The organism is Paenibacillus sp. NMA1017 (assembly GCF_058895805.1).
The window spans coordinates 915,547-933,651 of sequence record NZ_JBZXYR010000001.1 but is presented as its reverse complement, the minus strand read 5'-3'; the positions used below and the strand labels follow the sequence as shown (position 1 = coordinate 933,651).

General features: G+C 44.9%; 15 protein-coding genes. 9 read left to right on the top strand and 6 right to left on the bottom strand.

Annotation, left to right across the window (positions count from 1 at the left end; all coding sequences use genetic code 11):
- The first annotated feature begins 35 nt into the window (after positions 1 to 35).
- On the top strand, positions 36 to 1,655 hold the full coding sequence (locus AC5ELV_RS04370; RefSeq protein ID WP_493429249.1) for a cobyric acid synthase: 1,620 nt from the start codon (positions 36 to 38) through the stop codon (positions 1,653 to 1,655).
- A 219-nt stretch (positions 1,656 to 1,874) separates the two neighbouring features.
- Here AC5ELV_RS04370 and AC5ELV_RS04365 read toward each other — a convergent pair whose 3' ends face one another.
- Positions 1,875 to 3,575, bottom strand: a complete 1,701-nt coding sequence (locus AC5ELV_RS04365) for a methyl-accepting chemotaxis protein (protein WP_493429248.1) — start codon at positions 3,573 to 3,575, stop codon at positions 1,875 to 1,877.
- A 506-nt stretch (positions 3,576 to 4,081) separates the two neighbouring features.
- Here AC5ELV_RS04365 and AC5ELV_RS04360 point away from each other — a divergent pair.
- The 5 genes from AC5ELV_RS04360 to AC5ELV_RS04340 all read left to right on the top strand — a co-directional run bounded on the left by AC5ELV_RS04360 (position 4,082) and on the right by AC5ELV_RS04340 (position 11,039).
- Positions 4,082 to 5,347 carry a PTS transporter subunit EIIC gene (locus AC5ELV_RS04360; protein WP_493429247.1) on the top strand — a complete coding sequence of 422 codons (1,266 nt, stop codon included), beginning with the start codon at positions 4,082 to 4,084 and terminating at the stop codon, positions 5,345 to 5,347.
- 205 nt (positions 5,348 to 5,552) lie between these two features.
- Complete coding sequence (gene licT / locus AC5ELV_RS04355) at positions 5,553 to 6,386, top strand: BglG family transcription antiterminator LicT (RefSeq protein ID WP_322155879.1); 834 nt, start codon at positions 5,553 to 5,555, stop codon at positions 6,384 to 6,386.
- A gap of 170 nt (positions 6,387 to 6,556) precedes the next feature.
- Positions 6,557 to 8,461, top strand: coding sequence for a beta-glucoside-specific PTS transporter subunit IIABC (locus AC5ELV_RS04350; protein ID WP_493429246.1), 1,905 nt, complete (start codon positions 6,557 to 6,559; stop codon positions 8,459 to 8,461).
- A gap of 244 nt (positions 8,462 to 8,705) precedes the next feature.
- Positions 8,706 to 10,103: an L-cystine transporter gene (locus tag AC5ELV_RS04345; RefSeq protein ID WP_025724316.1), complete on the top strand. Its 1,398-nt coding sequence runs from the start codon at positions 8,706 to 8,708 to the stop codon at positions 10,101 to 10,103.
- A gap of 237 nt (positions 10,104 to 10,340) precedes the next feature.
- On the top strand, positions 10,341 to 11,039 hold the full coding sequence (locus AC5ELV_RS04340) for a queuosine precursor transporter (protein ID WP_250243849.1): 699 nt from the start codon (positions 10,341 to 10,343) through the stop codon (positions 11,037 to 11,039).
- Positions 11,040 to 11,225: 186 nt separating this feature from the next.
- Here the strand turns inward: AC5ELV_RS04340 and AC5ELV_RS04335 are convergent, their stop codons facing one another.
- The gene (locus AC5ELV_RS04335; protein WP_493429245.1) at positions 11,226 to 12,314 is read right to left on the bottom strand and encodes a M24 family metallopeptidase; all 1,089 of its coding nucleotides are present in this window, start codon (positions 12,312 to 12,314) and stop codon (positions 11,226 to 11,228) included.
- Positions 12,315 to 12,386: 72 nt separating this feature from the next.
- Positions 12,387 to 13,115 (bottom strand): MBL fold metallo-hydrolase, encoded by a 729-nt coding sequence (locus tag AC5ELV_RS04330; RefSeq protein WP_493429244.1) that lies wholly within the window; start codon positions 13,113 to 13,115, stop codon positions 12,387 to 12,389.
- A gap of 196 nt (positions 13,116 to 13,311) precedes the next feature.
- Here AC5ELV_RS04330 and AC5ELV_RS04325 point away from each other — a divergent pair, with 196 nt between their 5' ends.
- On the top strand, positions 13,312 to 13,824 hold the full coding sequence (locus AC5ELV_RS04325) for a GNAT family N-acetyltransferase (RefSeq protein ID WP_493429243.1): 513 nt from the start codon (positions 13,312 to 13,314) through the stop codon (positions 13,822 to 13,824).
- Between the two features lie 127 nt (positions 13,825 to 13,951).
- Here the strand turns inward: AC5ELV_RS04325 and AC5ELV_RS04320 are convergent, their stop codons facing one another.
- From AC5ELV_RS04320 to AC5ELV_RS04310, 3 genes are all read right to left on the bottom strand, one after another.
- Entirely contained in the window at positions 13,952 to 14,386 is a 435-nt protein-coding gene (locus AC5ELV_RS04320) for a threonine/serine exporter family protein (protein ID WP_013309318.1), read from the bottom strand.
- Between the two features lie 20 nt (positions 14,387 to 14,406).
- Complete coding sequence (locus AC5ELV_RS04315; protein WP_493429242.1) at positions 14,407 to 15,162, bottom strand: threonine/serine exporter family protein; 756 nt, start codon at positions 15,160 to 15,162, stop codon at positions 14,407 to 14,409.
- Positions 15,163 to 15,274: 112 nt separating this feature from the next.
- Positions 15,275 to 16,129 (bottom strand): hypothetical protein, encoded by an 855-nt coding sequence (locus AC5ELV_RS04310; RefSeq protein ID WP_493429241.1) that lies wholly within the window; start codon positions 16,127 to 16,129, stop codon positions 15,275 to 15,277.
- A 358-nt stretch (positions 16,130 to 16,487) separates the two neighbouring features.
- Between AC5ELV_RS04310 and AC5ELV_RS04305 the strand changes: the two genes are divergently transcribed.
- Complete coding sequence (locus AC5ELV_RS04305; RefSeq protein WP_493429240.1) at positions 16,488 to 17,219, top strand: HAD family hydrolase; 732 nt, start codon at positions 16,488 to 16,490, stop codon at positions 17,217 to 17,219.
- 138 nt (positions 17,220 to 17,357) lie between these two features.
- Entirely contained in the window at positions 17,358 to 18,038 is a 681-nt protein-coding gene (locus tag AC5ELV_RS04300) for a protein kinase family protein (RefSeq protein WP_069291431.1), read from the top strand.
- The last annotated feature ends 67 nt before the right edge of the window (positions 18,039 to 18,105 follow it).

Here is an 18,105-nt window from a genome sequence, read left to right as displayed (position 1 = left end):
GATTTGAAATGAATTCGTTAAAGGGGAAGAGGCAATTGTCAACTTTCGAACCGTCCTGCACGAACCCGGCAGCCGTATTAATGCTTCAAGGAACAGCATCGGATGTGGGCAAAAGCGTGGTGACGACTGCGCTTTGTCGTATTTTTACGCAGGATGGATATCGTCCCGCACCGTTTAAGTCGCAAAATATGGCGTTAAACTCTTATGTTACCGAGGACGGCAAGGAAATTGGACGCGCTCAGGGGGTGCAGGCTGAGGCCTGCGGTATTGAGGCCACGACTGACATGAATCCGATTCTGATTAAGCCGGTCAAAGATATGCACTCACAAATTGTTGTACACGGTGTACCTTATGCCTATATGAGCGCCTCTGATTACCGGAAGGATTTTTTGCCAAAAGCCAAACAGACCGTTATGGATGCTCTGAATCGGTTGCGTGATACCTATGATATTGTACTTATGGAAGGGGCAGGCAGCCCGGCAGAGATTAATTTGAAGGACCGCGATATTGTAAATATGAATCTGGCAGGTTGGGCGGATGCTCCAGTGTTGCTTATTTCAGATATCGACCGGGGCGGTGTTTTTGCCTCTCTCGTAGGAACCATCGAGTTGCTGGAACCCCATGAAGTACAGCGTATCCGCGGATTTATCATTAACAAATTCAGAGGCGATCTGTCTCTGCTTCAGCCGGGATTAGATTGGCTGGAAGAGCGGACAGGCATTCCTGTACTCGGTGTGTTGCCCTATTTACCAGACATCCGTATTGAAGCAGAGGATTCGGTAGTACTGGACAAGAAGCCCAAGCAATCTGCAAAGGATAAAGAACTGGATATTGCGGTGATACGATATCCGCGAATTTCCAATTTTACAGACACGGATGCTCTGGCAGCAGAGCCGGATGTAAGTGTTCGCTATGTCACAGAAGCCGGACAGTTGGGCGTACCGGACGCCATTATCTTACCTGGGACCAAAGACACCATTGGAGACCTGCTGGAATTGCGTGAGAGAGGTCTGGAGAAAGACATTCGGCAGGCTATGAATACCGGATGCACACAGCTGGTTGGCATTTGTGGAGGTTATCAGATGCTGGGTACAGCGCTATTTGATCCCGAAGCCGTCGAATCTGGGTTGCCGCAGCAGGCAGAAGGATTAGGTTGGCTGGCTCTATCCACGACTTTTTTAAAGGAAAAGCAAACCGTACGCGTACAGGGAACCCTGTCTAATCATTGCCCGCTTTTGCTTAGCACTGCGCCTGATTCGGGTTCTGCCGCCAAGCTAAGCATTGAAGGCTATGAAATACATATGGGCGTTACAGAGTATGTTACGGAACCATACGCACCTACAGATAAAACTTTAAACCTGAGCGAAATGAAAAGGTTATTCCATATCCGGCGTGGCGAAGGAACAGCTTTTGAGGAAGGCTGGGGTACGATAGACGGTAAGGTATGGGGAACCTATTTGCACGGTGTGTTTGATAATGACCGTTTTCGCCGGTGCTGGTTAGATGGATTGCGACAAGCCAAGGGCTTGGAACCTATGGATAGCACTTTTACTGTACGTGAAGCCAAGGAACGAGAGTTTGACCGTGTCGCAGAGGTGGTCCGGGCTCATTTAGATATGGAGCAAATTTATCGTATTATGGGAATGAACTCATAAACTTCATGGATGATTATTAAAATCGCTTTTAAAAAATAAAGAGGTATTTCTACAGCCATTTTCAAGACTGTGAGATACCTCTTTTTATTCAGGATTTTGCAAAATTCGATTCCAGTCGCTCTGAAGTGCAAGATATAGACGAACTAAACCATTTCGATCTAAATCTTGTTCATTGGAAGTCGCTTATGGGATTTTTACAAAATCCTCTATTGTATCGGCTTACGTAATTTTAAATTTTTGGACAGCCTTTTGCAGTTCGATTGCTTGTTTGCTTAATTGGCGAACAACCTCGCTGTGGCTTTCCATTTCATTCAGTTGCTCATCGGCATTTAAACCGATTTCTTGAATCATATGCTGTGCATTGGCAGCGATGAGAGCTGTCTCTTCCACGGAAGCAGATACTTCCTCAGAGCTGGCAGATACTTGCTCCGTTGCTGCAGATACCGTTTGAATCGTAGCATTGATCTTTTGCATAAGCTCACTTAGCTGGTTAAAGGCTGAGCTCGCTTGTTGAACCATTTCTGTACCTGAATGAATCTCACGGCTTACCTGGGTCACAGAGTCCACAGATTGTTGCGATACTTCTTGAATGGTAACCAAATAGTCAGAAATTTCTTGTGTGGCTTCTTTAGATTGCTCGGCAAGCTTGCGTACTTCTCCGGCTACTACGGCAAAGCCCCGTCCATGTTCGCCCGCACGGGCAGCTTCAATGGAGGCATTCAGGGACAACATTTGAATTTGCTTCGTAATATCGAAAATAGCCGAAACGATACTGCCAATGGCTTCCGAGCGCTCATTCATACTATGGATGTATCGAAGCGATTCATCGGCAGCATGTCCTACCTGTGACATTTGAGCTACAGCTTTTTGAGCGAGTGTAGTACCGTTAACCGTTTCTTTTGTCGCTTCACTGATTTGATCGGATACATCATTGGCAGAGGAGGCGATGTGCTGAACACCTTGAGCGATTTCCTCCATAGCCTGCGCATTTTCAGCAGCAGCTGTAGCTATGCTGGTACTGCCCTTTGCTATTTCCTCTGCGGCAACTGTAGAGTCCTGCACTTTTACACTCATAGCCTCAGTCCGGCGAAGCAGCTCGTCCGATCCTTCAACAACCGCACCGGATGTAGAAAGCACATGGCCGATCATTTCTTTTAAGTTATGAGACATCGATTGGAAGCTGCGGGCAAGTTGCGCAATTTCATTGACTCCATGAACCTTCGCTTCTTGTGAAAGATCACCTTGAGCAATTTTTTCGCTATGACGAACCAATTCAGCAATGGGTTTTACAACTTTACGTATCACGAGGGTAGAAATAATTCCGCCCAGCAGAAGCGTTGCCACTGTAATACCTATGCAAATCCATAAAACTTGTTGGGATTTTTCCTGTACGAATCCGACATCTTCGTTCACACCTAGAACTAGATCACTACCCGATATAGCAAAGAAGGCGGTTTTGTGTACTCCGTACGAATCGCTGTAAATTTCACTGATATTCATCTCGCCTTGTTTTGCTTTTTTAATATCCTCTACAGGGATGAGTGCATCCTTGACCTTGTATACTGATTTTACATTCCGTGCGACGACTTCGGCTTTACCATCCTTCACTACCGCGATATATGCCGATTCTAATTTGAGAGTGTCGACCTTGTCCTGAAGATAGGATTCCATCTGTATAGCGGAGCCGGAATCAGAACCGCTTCCTTGCCCAGCCTGAACAGCTAAGGAAATATTGAGATCCTGATATACATTTTTAGCTCCAGTTTCTAGCAATTGGTCTACCTGAGGCATGACACTGTTATTAATGATACTCATGGATATTGCATAGAAACTGATGCTGAACAAAAGGGATGCAAAGAGCTGAATCAGCAAAAACATAATTCGTAATTTCGCGCCAATGGAACGATTAAAACTCTTCATGAAAATTCTCCTCTCACATGATGGTAATAAAATCAGACGAATTCCCCTGCTTGATGTAGGCCGCTTGTCCAATAAGATACCAGACACGCCATGATCTACTTGTTTTCCTCTCCTTGCTTGAAGAAAAGACTGAAAATGTTCGGATTCTATGTATATTTCAGCTGTATTCAAGGGACAAGAATGTGAAAGGGAAGTAATCCATGATTTACTAAAAAGTAGGTTAGACCTATTTTACATAATTAACAGGCGGTTGAATAGTCATATTTGCCCAAAAACAAACAAAAAATATATAACTATGGTCTTAGGTGTTTAGATGTAAGTTAGATGTGAATTATCAGGTGCATAAAAACGAATAGATTACTCCTTCTTTAAAACTATTGTAAAAAAGAAGTAATATAAGTAGCATAAGGAATACCGCTTTTATCACAATATTCTTCTAAGCTCGGTTTGGTAAGTTCGAAAGTGGTTTGGTCTTCAATATACATATAAAAGGGGAAAAGGTAGTTATGAATCGGGATTTACTTTCCAAAGAAATGATTTCGCAGGTTAAAGGAGAAGATGAACAGGAGCCGACTTCCGGCAGTTACAGAGCTGCCACAGGGAGAAATCCGATAAGTCGTCTATTAGATTATGTATCAGGCGTATTCACTCCGATCTTGCCGGCAATGATTGGGGCGGGAATGATCAAGGTATTAATATCTATTTTAATGTCCTTAGGTTTTTTGTTTTCAGACCAACAGGTATTTACTAGTTTGTTATCTGATCAACAGGCGTATACCATTTTATTGGTTATCGGCGATGGGGTATTTTATTTTTTGCCCATTCTATTTGCGGCAAGTGCGGCAAGAAAGCTAAACAGCAATATGTTTGTTGCGGCTGCCATTGGAGCATCAGTATTGCATCCCCGTCTGACAGAGTTGTTCCAGTCTGGTGAGGAGGTTCGCTTTGGCGACTTGTCAGTCATAGACGGGCAGTCTGCTTCTTCCATAATACTAATGCTTGTTGTCGTTTGGATGGCGTCGTATGTGGAAAAATGGTTACACAAGCATACCCCCTATTGGCTTAAAGTAGTGGCTGTCCCGACTTTGACTCTGATGATTTTTATACCTTTGATGATGTTCGTTCTTGGCCCGTTGTGGGGTTATCTCGGTCAACATTTATCGGATGGACTCGCATGGCTATTTGATAATGCAGAAGTGTTTGCAGGGCTGATGCTCGGGGGGGCGATGTCTTTGCTTATTATGGCAGGTATGCAATATATAATGGTACCGATTATGATCAGCTCGCTTGCAACACTGGGCTACGATCATGTCTTTCCTGTGGTAGTGGCCGCGGTACTTGCTCAGGCAGGAGCGGCATTTGGCGTGCTTTTTAAATCCAAAAATGTCAAAGTGAAAACGCTGGCCTTTTGGACAGGCTTGCTTGCCATGATGGGGGTGGTTGAGCCGGCGATGTATGGAGTCACAATGCGCTTTAAGAAGCCTTTTGTTGCGGCGTTGATCGGAGGGGCTCTCGGTGGTGCATTTATGAGTGTATTTGAAACTGAAGCAATGGCTATTGGTGGTATATCAGGTCTGCCCAGCTTGGGATTATTCGTCGGTCCCACATTTATATATGCCATTTTGGGAATGTTAATATCATTAGTTACTGCTGGCGTCGTTACGTATTTTATGGGCTTCGTGGATGAGAATGAGGAGCTTCCAAAAGCATCATCAGTCTTAGACAGCAGTGCTCCCTCGGATATGACTGTAGAAAAGACCTTAAATAGCTAAGGTGTGCCAACGCCCAAAAGCCTCATGAAAGTGTTTACAAAAAAATCTTGTCAGCTCAGTGTTTATATGATATTATGGTGGCAGTTATTCAAAACTGCACAATCTGGATTGTTACTGAGCGTATCAGGCAAAACCACAAGCAGGCACTATGTGTCAGTTTTGGTATTGCCTTTTTTTACTACTCCAAGCGGCTTAAGGTGATGGAATGAAGATAGCAAAGGTGCTGAATAATAACGTCGTAACGGTCATTGATGAACAGCAGAAAGAATTAGTCATTATGGGAAGAGGAATTGCTTTTAAAAAAAACACAGGCGATGAGATTGAAGAAGAGAAAATCGAGAAAATTTTCAAACTTGAAAGTACCGAGGTTTCCCGCAAACTCATGACCCTGATGTCTGATATCCCTATTGAGTATGTTGAAATTTCTGATGAAATCATCCAATATGCCAAAACGATACTTGGTGTAGAGTTGCATGACAGCATCTATATTTCGCTGACGGATCATATCCATTTTGCCATAGAGCGTTATCGTTTGGGTATGGATATCAAAAATGCACTTTACTGGGAAATCAAGCGAATGTACCGCAAGGAATTCGCGATTGGGACCAAAGCATTACACATGATTCAGGACAAGCTGGGAGTTACACTTCCTGATGATGAAGGAGCATTTATCGCCTTACATTTGGTGAATGCACAGCTTAATAGCGAAATGCGCGAAACGATAACCCTGACAAACATTGTCAAGGATATCATAAATATTGTAAGTCGCTTTTTTGTAATGGATCTGGATGAAGAGTCTTTAAGCTATTACCGCTTTATAACACATCTCAAATTTTTTGCTCAACGGGTAATGAATGGGACTCCTGTACAAAATACAGATAATTCCCTTCATGATATGGTTAAGGTTCAGTATAAGAATGCTTACGCCTGCGCGGAAAAAATAAGAGATTATACGACTAAAATCTATGGTCGAAGCTTGTCCCAGGATGAGATGTTGTATCTCACCATTCATATCGAGCGTATCATTAAAAATCAATGATTTTATGTTTGATCAGGGATTTAGGATTGCTACTTCTAAACCAGAAGGCAAAACCTGAATGCTGAAAGAAGATTGGCTTTTTATAAAGCTGTCTGCTTTCTGTATTCAGGTTTTTTTATTGCCCATTTGCGCATTTTATTTTATACCTTAAAAGAAAAGAGGAACACCTCATGGATCGAAATCAATTATCCAAAGAGATACTTACACTGGTTGGTGGTGAAGAAAACGTAGAGCAGGTTATTCACTGCATGACCCGCTTGCGCTTCAACCTCCATGATGATAAGAAAGCTCAGAAAGAGCAGTTACAAAAAACGGATGGCGTCATGGGAGTAATGGAAAGTGGCGGTCAGTTTCAGGTTATTATCGGTAATGATGTAGCTAACGTGTACAAATCGTTGGTGAGCAACATGTCCAAGGCTCCGCAAAGTGACTCAGGAGCAAGCACCGCATCTAAGAAAAAACAAAACCCGATCAGTAAACTGTTCGACTTTATTGCGGGTATGTTTACACCGATTTTGCCAGCGATCACCGGTGCAGGTATGATCAAAGGGATCATTGCTCTTTTAGTGGCAATGAACTGGATGTCCGATAAGAGCCAAACCTATACGATTTTAGCGGCAATAGGTGACGGTGCGTTCTACTTTCTGCCTATTATTCTGGCTGTCAGTGCTGCTAGAAAACTCGGCAGTAATATGTTTATTGGTGCAGCGATTGGTGCTTCCATTTTACACCCGACGATTACAGCTTTACTGGCATCTAACGTGAAGGTTAGCTTTATTGGCATTCCGGTGACAGCGGCCACGTATTCTTCGACCGTTATTCCAATCGTTATTGCGGTCTGGCTGGCATCTTATGTTGAAAAATTCATTGATAAGCATACACATGCATCACTGAAGTTGCTCGTTGTTCCGACATTGACTCTATTGATTATTGTACCTTTGACTTTGGTTGCTGTAGGGCCGCTCGGCACCATTATTGGTAATGGCCTGTCAGGCGGTATCTCTTGGTTGTTTGAAAATACAGGTGCGCTTGCAGGTCTGCTGCTAGGTGGTACCTTCTCCCTGATCATTATGACAGGTATGCACTACGCGTTGGTTCCTATTATGATTGGTTCGATTGCAACGTTGGGCTTTGACTACATGATTCCGATTATGGGAGCGGCTAACTTGGCTCAGGCTGGTGCTGCTCTCGGTGTATTCTTGAAATCAAAAAATGCCAAGGTCAAAACAGTGGCTTTCTCGACGAGTTTGACAGCTATTATGGGTGTAACCGAGCCTGCGATGTATGGTGTAAATATGCGGTTTAAAAAACCATTTATTGCTGCGTTGATCGGCGGAGCTGTCGGCGGGGGCTTCATGAGCTTGTTTGGCACAAAAGCTTATGTTATGGGTGGATTGGTTGGTGTGCCTGGTCTGGCGATGTTTATTGGACCGACTTTCTTGTACGCAATCCTGGGTCTGATTATTGCATTTGTGGTTGCTACAATTGTTACCTATTTGATCGGCTTTACAGATGAAAAGAACGAAGAAGCACCACAAGCAACAACAGACGCTGCCGGAGACATCTCTACTGATGAAATAGCACAATCTGCTGTGTCCTCACTGCCGAAAGGTGAGAAAATCCCGGTATACAGCCCGATTATGGGTGAAGTTAAGCCACTCAATGAAGTCAATGACCCTGCATTTTCTCAAGAAATCATGGGCAGAGGGTGGGCTATTGAACCATCCGAAGGCCGGGTTGTTTCCCCAGTTGATGGCACAGTGTTCTCCATTTCCAAAAGTGGGCATGCTGTTGGATTGGTGAGTGATTCAGGACTTGAAATGCTCATTCACGTTGGGATGGATACGGTTAAACTAAAAGGACTTCATTTTACGCCTCATGTGAAAGCGGGAGATCGCGTGAAGGTAGGAGACCTCGTGCTGGAGTTTGATCTGGTGGAAATCCGCAAGGCTGGTTACGAAACGATAACGCCTGTTATTGTTACGAATGTAGCACAGTTTAGCGAGTTGGAGTCCGCTGGTAATCAGCATAAAGTGGTTAAGGAACAGGAACTGTTATACACAGTGATCGTCTAATGGCTGAATAAAAACTTTACGCCTAAGCTGAATACGAATTGTTGTGTTCAGGATAAAAAACAGCAAGCCTTCGAAAAATGAAGGCTTGCTGTTTGGCGTTTTCAATAAAACCCGAAGTTGAAGCTGCTTAACTATTTTATTGTTATAAAACCTACAAAAATAGTTGGTTTTGTGATATAGTAATCTTCGGATTGAAGGATCACCTTATAAAACATATTAAGTATAAGTTTGGAGGAAATAATACATGGATACCTTCTTTATTATTTTAAATGTAATCGTGCTGCTGTTGCTGCTAGGCGTATTGGTCTGGATGCAGAAGAAGCACATCTCCTTTACAAAAAGGGTATTTGCCGGACTTGGCTTCGGACTGATCTACGGGGCTGTTCTACAATACGCCTATGGGGCAGGCTCAGAGGTCATTACAAAATCAGTTGATTGGTTCAACCTCGCAGGTAATGGTTATGTCCGTTTGCTGCAAATGGTCGTTATTCCGCTTATCATGGTGTCGATTATTTCGGCTATTATGAATTTGAAGGGAAGACAGAACCTTGGCAAAATCAGCGTGTCCATTATTGCAGTACTACTGATTACAACGGCAATTGCTGCTTCAGTTAGTATTGTAACCAGCCTGTCATTTGACCTAAAGGCAATTGAGATTCAAGGTGGGGAAAAGGAACAAGCACAGGGCTTGAAGATGGAAGAGCGCCTTGGAACAGTTCAGGACATGACCATTCCACAGCAGGTGCTGGAATTTATTCCTTCAAATCCTTTTGAGGATATGACGGGAGCACGTCGTACGTCGACGCTGGCGGTGGTAATTTTCTCGGCCTTTATCGGGGTGGCTGTGCTCGGATTGGATCGTAAAAAACCGGAACAGGCGCAAACCTTCCGTAAAGTGATCGATGCAGTGTACGCTGTAGTGATGCGGATTGTAACGCTGGTGCTGAGATTGACTCCTTACGGCATTTTAGCACTGATCACTAAAGTAGTAGCTACGACCAATCCAGATGAAATTTTGAAGCTAATCAAGTTTGTGCTCGCTTCTTATGTGGCTCTGTTGGTCATGTTTATCATTCATCTTATTTTGCTGGCCTTATTCGGCTACAATCCGGTAACGTATGTGAAAAAGGTATTGCCTACACTGGTTTTTGCTTTTACTTCTCGTTCCAGTGCGGCGACCATTCCGTTAAATGTTGAAACACAAACGAAAAAGCTTGGTGTGTCTGACGGCATCGCGAATCTGTCTGCGACCTTGGGAGCGACTATTGGACAAAACGGCTGTGCTGGTATTTATCCGGCAATGCTGGCGGTTATGATTGCTCCAACCGTGGGTATTGATCCAACGAGCTGGGATTTTATCCTCACGCTGATTCTGGTCGTTACGGTCAGCTCGTTCGGCGTGGCGGGTGTAGGCGGTGGTGCCACTTTCGCTTCTCTGATCGTGCTTTCCACCATGAATCTTCCAGTGGCATTGGCAGGATTGCTCATCTCAGTCGAACCGTTGATTGATATGGGACGCACAGCGTTAAATGTCAATGATTCTATTACTGCAGGTCTCATTTCAGGCAAGGTGCTCAAAGAGAACGATCAAGACGTGTTCAACAATCATGGCATGGATTTGGATGCAACGGCACACTCCTAATTAAATGATAAGATGTAGTCTCATATCCCATCTGTAGCCTATGTAACACACGTGCAGTGTGTACTCAGTACAAAGAGCCGGCCATAAGGTCGGCTCTTTGTACTGAGTTTAGGACAGTGTAAATTATAGCTGTTCACGAATCCTAATCTATGATACATTAAAATAATGTTTTTCCGGCTTGCTTCGGATGAACCGCGGTTCGCAACCATCCCGCGCTATCAAAACTAGGAGGATTTCATGTTTAATCTGTTATGGGGGGCAGCTTTTGTCCTCGTCAATTTTATGTTCTTTTTGTTATGTTATCGGTTGTTCGGTAAAAAAGGGCTGTACGCCTGGATTGGTGTTGCTACTGTACTAGCCAACATTCAGGTAACCAAAACGATTGATCTAGTGGGTATTACCACGACATTGGGAAATACGATGTATGTTTCTATGTATATGGCCAGCGACTTACTGAATGAAAAATATGGGCCTAAAGAGGCGCGTAAAGCTGTGTGGTTCGGCTTTTTCACTCTGATTATGACGACGGTAACGATGCAAATGGTGCTGCAATTCGAGCCTACTGCAACGGATTTTGCCCAGACCCCGATGCAACAGCTGTTTGGATTGTTGCCAAGGCTTGCGCTTGCCAGCTTGACAGCCTATGCAGTCAGTCAATTGCTGGACGTGCGTCTGTATGCCTGGATTCGCAAGTTTTTTCCGGAACGTCATCAGCTCTGGATTCGCGGCAATGGCAGCACGATGATCAGCTCGTTTATAGATACGCTCATTTTTTGTACTATTGCCTTTTACGGTTATGCGTGGGGGATATGGATCGAGATATTATTCACCACCTACATCTTAAAATTTGTACTGACCGCGGCGGGTACACCCATTTTGTACATCGCACGCAATTTCCGCTTTATAGAAGAGGAGGGGCAAACCCTTAAGCCATGATGGCTTGGGGTTACCCCTCCTTTTTTTCATACTTTTTAACATCAGCATTTTTCATAATTCGATTCCCAACACTCGTAAGTACAATATATAGCGAACTAAAGCATTTCGATCTATATATTGCTGATTTGAAAACGCTCTTGGGATTTATACAAAATGCTCACATACCAATAATGAATAGCGATGGGTTTATCCGAGCACTGTCAGTTCTTTTGGAAAAGAGGTAAGCACTTCAACACCATCAGAGGTGACCAAAACGTCATCTTCAATCCGCACACCGCCGAGGCCTGGCACATAGATGCCGGGTTCGATTGTGAACACGAAGCCTTCATGAAGCAGATCGCTATTGCCTCCGTGTACAGATGGATATTCGTGAACACTCATGCCAAGGCCGTGTCCAACTCGATGGTTAAAGGCAGGGCCGTATCCAGCGGCTTCAACAACAGCCCGTGCTGCCTGATCTACGGATGCGCAGGAAACTCCCGGGCGAATGGCAGCAATTCCCGCTTCGTTCGAGCGAAGAACCGTATTATAAATCGTTTCCAGCTCAGCCGACAGCTTTCCAAAAGCAAAAGTACGTGTAATATCCGAAGCATAGCCATCGGAGTATACGCCCATATCAAACATGAGCAAATCGCCATGCTGTAGCTTGCGGGTGCCCGGAACACCATGAGGCAAGGCTGTTTTGGGTCCAGACAGCACTGTCGTGTCAAAGGATGGGCCATCTGCGCCGATCTTTTTCATCTGATATTCGATTTCTGCTACCAGCTCGACTTCCGTCACCCCTTCGCGCACATGGGTGAGGCCGTGGCGAAGAGCATCTTCTACCAAACGAGCTGCATGTTTCAGACGTTGTACTTCTTCAGGAGTTTTTCTTACACGCATTTCTTGTAGCACAGGACCCAGATCCACATATTGAGCCGCGCCAATAGCAGTATGTAACTGTTCGTAACGGAGGACGGAGAGGTGCTCCTTTTCCAGCGCTAATGCTTTCACACCGGTGCCTGTACGTTGACGCAGCAGATCATATGGATTGTCCGTATCAGTGTGGGTGGATATACGAGTCACAGAAGAAGCAGCTTGGGCGGCTTCTGCATCCAAGGCGGGTACGATCAGTTCTGGTTCTTGGTCACGAAGCAGCACGAGACCAAGAAAACGCTCATGCGGATCACTGGCAAAGCCCGTCAGGTAGTAAATATGTTTGGGATCGGTCACAAGCAGGCCGTCCCAAGATTGTGATTTCAGTTCATCATATAATCTTGTAATTTTATCATTCATAGAGTCTCATTCCTTTCTGTCCATGTATTCATTATAGCTCTTATTACATCATAATTTATAGCTTTGAATGGCTTATTCTCTTGCCTGACTTAATGTTTGCAGACGTGCTTGTACGTTCTGATCATAGTAGCCGCCATGGTAGCAGATTACCTTTTCAACATCCAATACCGTCAGTTTTTCGAGGCTCTTCAGAGCCAATGGCATATCTGGCGTAGCCGACTCAGCGGGACCGACCAGTTCACCTTCGACTACCAGCAGTTCATCTGCTGCCAACAATAGCTTTTGTGCGGGCACATACAAGCTGATATGCCCGGGCGTGTGACCGGGTGTATGAATAATCTGTATGCCCCCACCATAAGACAGATGCTCACCGTCCTCAAGAATATGAGCAAAGCGCAATTCTGGCAGGCGGCGAATCATATCCTCTGCTTGCTGCTTGAGCGCAGTGTCCATCTGATTGATCCGTTCTGGCGTCAGCTTCACAAACGGTCGCTCTCCTGTCATATAAGGAACGTCATCCTTATGGGCTAACAGGGCAGTATTCGGCAGCAGATCCAGCAGTGCATGAACATTTCCGATATGGTCAATATCCTGATGTGTTAAAATAATTCTTTTCACGCGGCTGATATCCTCACCCACATCTGAAATAGCCTTGCGTAATGGCTCCAATTGGCCGAGCATTCCCGTGTCAATCAGTGTAAGTCCATCCTCGTCCTTGAGCAGTACAGGATAAATCGTCGTTTTTCCAAAAAAAGATTCCATAGGTATTTCCAAAATCAAGAGTTGAGTTCCAATATTCATATTAAGCTGCTTCAGAATCCTTGACTCCGAAACATACCTCCCGTCTCATCGTGTTAAATTGCTTACCTCGTTTTTGTTTTTCCTCAGCTCTATTATAAAACCCTTTGGGACTAATCCGCAAAACAACTCAATATGGCTGATCGGGCGCTTGTCTTGTACAATAAATAAATCACACAATAGGAGGCGGATACGAATAATGAATAAGGACCAATCTTTTTCCATTGAATTTGCGTGCAAAGAGGATCTTCCCGATATTGTGGACATTTATAATTCTACAATCGCAGGACGAATGGTCACGGCAGATTTGGAACCAGTGACAGTGGAGAGCCGTATTCCATGGTTTGAGGCTCATCAGGAAAACCACCGGCCTTTATGGGTATTAAAACAAAAGGGAACAATTGCTGGATGGGCCAGCCTTCAGTCCTTTTATGGGCGTCCAGCTTATAACGGTACAGCAGAAATTAGCATTTACGTCCATGAGGATTCTCGTGGAACCGGAACTGGAAGTCGACTGGTACAGCACCTGCTAAATGAATGTCCGAGACTGGGGATTACAACGTTGTTAGGATTTGTTTTTGGTCATAATGAGCCAAGTATTGGGCTGCTACGGAAGTTTGGTTTTGAGCAATGGGGGTACTATCCGCGTGTAGCTGTGCTGGATAGCATTGAGCGAGATTTGGCGATATTGGGCAAGAGAGTGGATGAATAATAGCTTATGACATATAAATATTCTTTGTAACGTATACAGAAAAGGGCTGTTTCCAAAATCGTCTCATACACTGCAGATGTATGTGATTGTGGGAGCAGCCTCTTTAACTTTTCTATTTTCATCGCTTTTAGCGCTGTGGCTTAAAACGTATACTGTGAAAAATCTGATTAAGCACCTCAGACAGCACCAAACCAACAGCAATCGCTCCTGCGATCATCAGCGTGCTCATCGCCAGCTCCAGTGCCTGAGGATAATGTTGTTGTACGAACTGGCGCATGGCATTATAGGCCATTCCCCCTGGAACGAGCGGAATCATGCCTGCGACACTGAAAATAATCACAGGCATTTTGTACAGCCGCGCAAAGCCTTGACTGACGATGCCGATGAGGATCGTTGCCAAAAGGCTGGCGCTCACAGGTCCCATGCTGTCCGTGGTTGAATAATAGACAAGCCAGCCTAGCATACCAACAAAACCGCATTGCAGTAGTGAACGCCGGGGGGCATGGAAAAGTATGCCGAAAGCAGCGGTGGCAATAAAGCTTGTGAATAATTGTGCAAGCATAGACTTGAATCTCCTCCGAATCACATATAAGAAATGATAACCGCAACGCCAGCTCCAATGCCGAAAGACGTCAGGCAAGCATCGGCTCCCTTGGAAAGACCCGAAACAAGGTGCCCGGACATTAAATCACGGATGGCATTTGTAATTAACAGGCCTGGAACCAGTGGCATGACAGAGCCGATAATAATTTTATCCATCATCTGTCCCCAACCTACTATCGTTAACAGAGCCGCCAGCAAGCCGATTAGAAAAGATGCAGAAAATTCTGAGAAAAACTTAACCTTAACGAGCCTGTGAAAATACTGTACGGCTGCAAATCCGATACCGCCGCAAAACACAGCTGCGGGGAAGTCTCGCCAGACTCCACCAAACATGATCATAAAGCAACCGCTGGCCAACGCAGCAGCCATCAGCTGTACACGGTTAGAATAACGGAGGGGACCACGTTCAATCTCCGAAAGCTCCTTGACGGCAGCGCGAGGAGACAAATCACCTGTGCTGATTTTACGTGAAATGGAATTGACCTCTGTCACCTTGTGCAAATCGGTGGTCCGCTCTACGATGCGGATGAGCGTGGCAGGCTCCGAGTCATTAATGGCAAAAAAAATCCCAGTTGGTGTGACATAGCTATGGGACTGAGATATGCCGTAGGCCGAAGCAATGCGGGACATCGTGTCTTCAACACGATAGGTTTCGGCTCCATTTTGCATCATCAGTTTGCCCGCCAACAGACAAACCTCAATGATTTCAGGAGTAGGATAGGAATGATTATTCATGCTCGCTCTCTTTCATTCGTACCGGGCCGTTCGACCCTATTATTTTCATTTATTGTAGCACAAAAAGCCGCCTTTTCGGAGGCGGTTATGTTAGGGAAACTCAAGGAATTCGTCAAGATTCTATCATATCGGGAATAACGGTATAGTAGGACTCTTCCAGATATGTTGCGGCCTCAGATAGGCCCATCAACTTAAGCTGTCCAGCTACAAAAGCACGAAGGGCAGAATGGGTGAACAGATGCCGTGTCTGGGCATCCCGAATAAAGGCCAGTCTGGCTTCACGCGAACCGTTATAGAACAATTCACGCACAGCTTCGCCTTGGTGTTCCCAAAGGAAAGGCTCCGTTACGGTCAAGAGGGCACTTTCCGTAGAAGAGCTATGCATCGCGGAAGAAGATAGCTGAATGCCCAAGCCGTTCAGCGTAGGAGCTGCTTCATTGTGCTTCCGTTCTGCTCGCAAGCTGTCGATATAGGCAGCCATATCCTGAATCGGTTCGATACCAAATCGTTCCCGAAAGCATTCGCGCACAAACGCGGTGCGTTCATCTACAATTTGGGGAAGTCGCTGACCTGCATGTCCAGAATAATCTTCTCCATTGGCGTAATATCGTTTTAATGAACTGTTCTCTGTATAAACAACGCTTAAAAAATCCTGCAAATGACGAGCAACCACCCATACACCCGTCCAATCGACGGGAGATACGCATACAATAGGGGCCCGTGAAAGGTCCTTTTCAAGACCAAAATCCGTTAAAAAGCCATAATGTATTCCGTCCACCCCTGCGTGGGCAAAAGGAATAACATCTGGTGGTGTAGCCATATATCGTGGCGCGCGGCCCTGTTCCATAATCAATCCCAAATCAAAACTCAAAGAATGCCGGTTCGCTTCGAGCTCCTTTTCAAATTCTATAAGTGCCTCAATCAAAGGTGTAGCTGATCCATAGGCTAGGTTAGAACCGGAATCCATCGTGTATGCCTCCCTTATCCAATACATCCATAAAGCGTTCATCCCTAAAAGGTACGTGATTTTACACGAAATGTAAACCTGTAAGACGAATCTTTTCAAAAATGTGACCTTTTACCCGTGTGTTGTCAAATAAAACGCTTTCGGGCAAAGCAGGACAAGATACCTATGTTAGCTCGGTAGAGAAGTAAAGTGAGTTTGCGAAAATGCGGTCTTTTCAGTGTATGTTAGTAACCGTGAAGTGTGATTGCAGGATGCGCAGTGTGAAGGACAGAGTGCAACGCAACAGGCCAACGGGTATAATATCAGGACAAGGTGAAAAGGAGCGTCATCCGAAGATTTAACAGAAAGAAGTGGGCATATGAACTTGCAAAAAAAGGCTGTTTTTTTTGATGTAGATGATACGATGTACGATCATTTGCACCCTACACGCGATGCATTGCGTACAGTGTTAGGATTGAGTGAGCGTTTTCCTTATGAGAAAGCCTACCATCGTATTCGTTATTACAGCGATGTACTATCGGCTAAAGGAGGACTACTGGAGGGGAAGGCAGGGACGCATGAACTAGATGAGATGAGGGAAGGCCGTTTCATTCTGGCTTTACAAGAATTCGGGGTAGAAATTTCCCGTGAGCAGGCAGTACATGTTCAACAAGAATATTTGGATCGTCAGTACCGAATTGAGCCTTTTGAGGGGGCGACCTCCTTAATAAATGATTTGAGCTCGGCTGGCTTTTTAGTTGGATTAATTACAAACGGTCTTGAAGAACACCAGATGAGCAAGATCAAGGCTATGGCGTTGGAAAATCATGTTGCAGCAGAGCATATCTTTGTATCTGGTACGGTTGGCTATGCCAAGCCTGATCCGCGTATTTTCGAAGTAGTGAACGAACGGACAGGGACGTTAGCAGAGCACTGCTGTTACATTGGGGATTCCTGGCGCAATGACGTGGCGGGAGCTATAGCTGCGAATTGGCAGGTGATCTGGTTCAATCACAGGAACGCTCCCCCAGAAACTGACGTGTTAGGGATCTATAAAACAGCAGCAAGCTATGCAGAGTTAAGAAGGTTGCTTCTGCCGGAAGCTCGTTAGACACGGTACATATACCGTATCTTCTAAAAAAATAACCTATTTTGAAGCCATTCCAAAAGATAACCCGTAATACTGTTTATCTGTTATAGAACTAACTTCATTGGTATTGGTTTAGAACAGAGAAGGAGGGGATCGTGCATGGTAGAACAATGGAGGCAGGCAGAAGACATCATAAGTCAAGTGACCGTATACAGTACAGAGGATAATGATCCGGTTACCATTAAAACAGCCACTCAAGACGTCCGCTGTATTGGCATCGGGACAGATGCGGCCGTATTTACGCTTGATACGTTGCCAGGCTACGCATTCAAGGTGTACTCAGACATGGCGATCGAGAAGAAAGATGCGGAGGCCGACGTATATGAGCGTTTGCGAGGGTCTGACTTTTTTCCTCATTATTATGGAAAAGGCGACAAGTATATTGTCATAAGTTATGAATCCGGTATTACGCTGCTGGATTGTCTGCTGCAAGGAATTCCTGTGCCAGAGCAAGTTATTCTGGATGTGGAAAAGGCGAGGGAATTTGTCCGATCCAAGGGGCTGAATCCCCGTGATATTCACCTCAAGAATGTACTCATGCAAGACGGACGTGCCAAGGTATTGGACGTATCTGAATACGTGAAGGAAGGCGATGATAAGCGCTGGGAGCATTTGGTGTGGGCGTATCATACGTTTTATTCCGGTATCTCGGAGGTTAAGGTTCCCTCATGGATTTTGGATACGATTAAAAAATGGTACTACAAGCTGGACAACTCCAACTTTAATCTGGAGGAGTTTGCCCAGCGTGCCAGTCAATTGTTCTCTAAATGGAGGTCATAACCGCTGTAAAGATAACGGATATGCAGCCTAATCTTTCCATGGCAAAAAGGATTGCACCCGCATGTAG

Excerpts from the sequence above, each read along its gene's own strand:
- AC5ELV_RS04360 (WP_493429247.1), top strand. The coding sequence starts at position 4,082 with ATGAATCGGGATTTACTTTCCAAAGAAATGATTTCGCAGGTTAAAGGA.
- AC5ELV_RS04315 (WP_493429242.1), bottom strand. The coding sequence starts at position 15,162 with ATGAATAATCATTCCTATCCTACTCCTGAAATCATTGAGGTTTGTCTG.
- AC5ELV_RS04335 (WP_493429245.1), bottom strand. The coding sequence starts at position 12,314 with ATGAATGATAAAATTACAAGATTATATGATGAACTGAAATCACAATCT.
- AC5ELV_RS04365 (WP_493429248.1), bottom strand. The coding sequence starts at position 3,575 with ATGAAGAGTTTTAATCGTTCCATTGGCGCGAAATTACGAATTATGTTT.
- licT (WP_322155879.1), top strand. The coding sequence starts at position 5,553 with ATGAAGATAGCAAAGGTGCTGAATAATAACGTCGTAACGGTCATTGAT.
- AC5ELV_RS04350 (WP_493429246.1), top strand. The coding sequence starts at position 6,557 with ATGGATCGAAATCAATTATCCAAAGAGATACTTACACTGGTTGGTGGT.
- AC5ELV_RS04345 (WP_025724316.1), top strand. The coding sequence starts at position 8,706 with ATGGATACCTTCTTTATTATTTTAAATGTAATCGTGCTGCTGTTGCTG.
- AC5ELV_RS04330 (WP_493429244.1), bottom strand. The coding sequence starts at position 13,115 with ATGAATATTGGAACTCAACTCTTGATTTTGGAAATACCTATGGAATCT.
- AC5ELV_RS04325 (WP_493429243.1), top strand. The coding sequence starts at position 13,312 with ATGAATAAGGACCAATCTTTTTCCATTGAATTTGCGTGCAAAGAGGAT.
- AC5ELV_RS04340 (WP_250243849.1), top strand. The coding sequence starts at position 10,341 with ATGTTTAATCTGTTATGGGGGGCAGCTTTTGTCCTCGTCAATTTTATG.
- AC5ELV_RS04310 (WP_493429241.1), bottom strand. The coding sequence starts at position 16,129 with ATGGATTCCGGTTCTAACCTAGCCTATGGATCAGCTACACCTTTGATT.
- AC5ELV_RS04305 (WP_493429240.1), top strand. The coding sequence starts at position 16,488 with ATGAACTTGCAAAAAAAGGCTGTTTTTTTTGATGTAGATGATACGATG.
- AC5ELV_RS04300 (WP_069291431.1), top strand. The coding sequence starts at position 17,358 with ATGGTAGAACAATGGAGGCAGGCAGAAGACATCATAAGTCAAGTGACC.
- AC5ELV_RS04320 (WP_013309318.1), bottom strand. The coding sequence starts at position 14,386 with ATGCTTGCACAATTATTCACAAGCTTTATTGCCACCGCTGCTTTCGGC.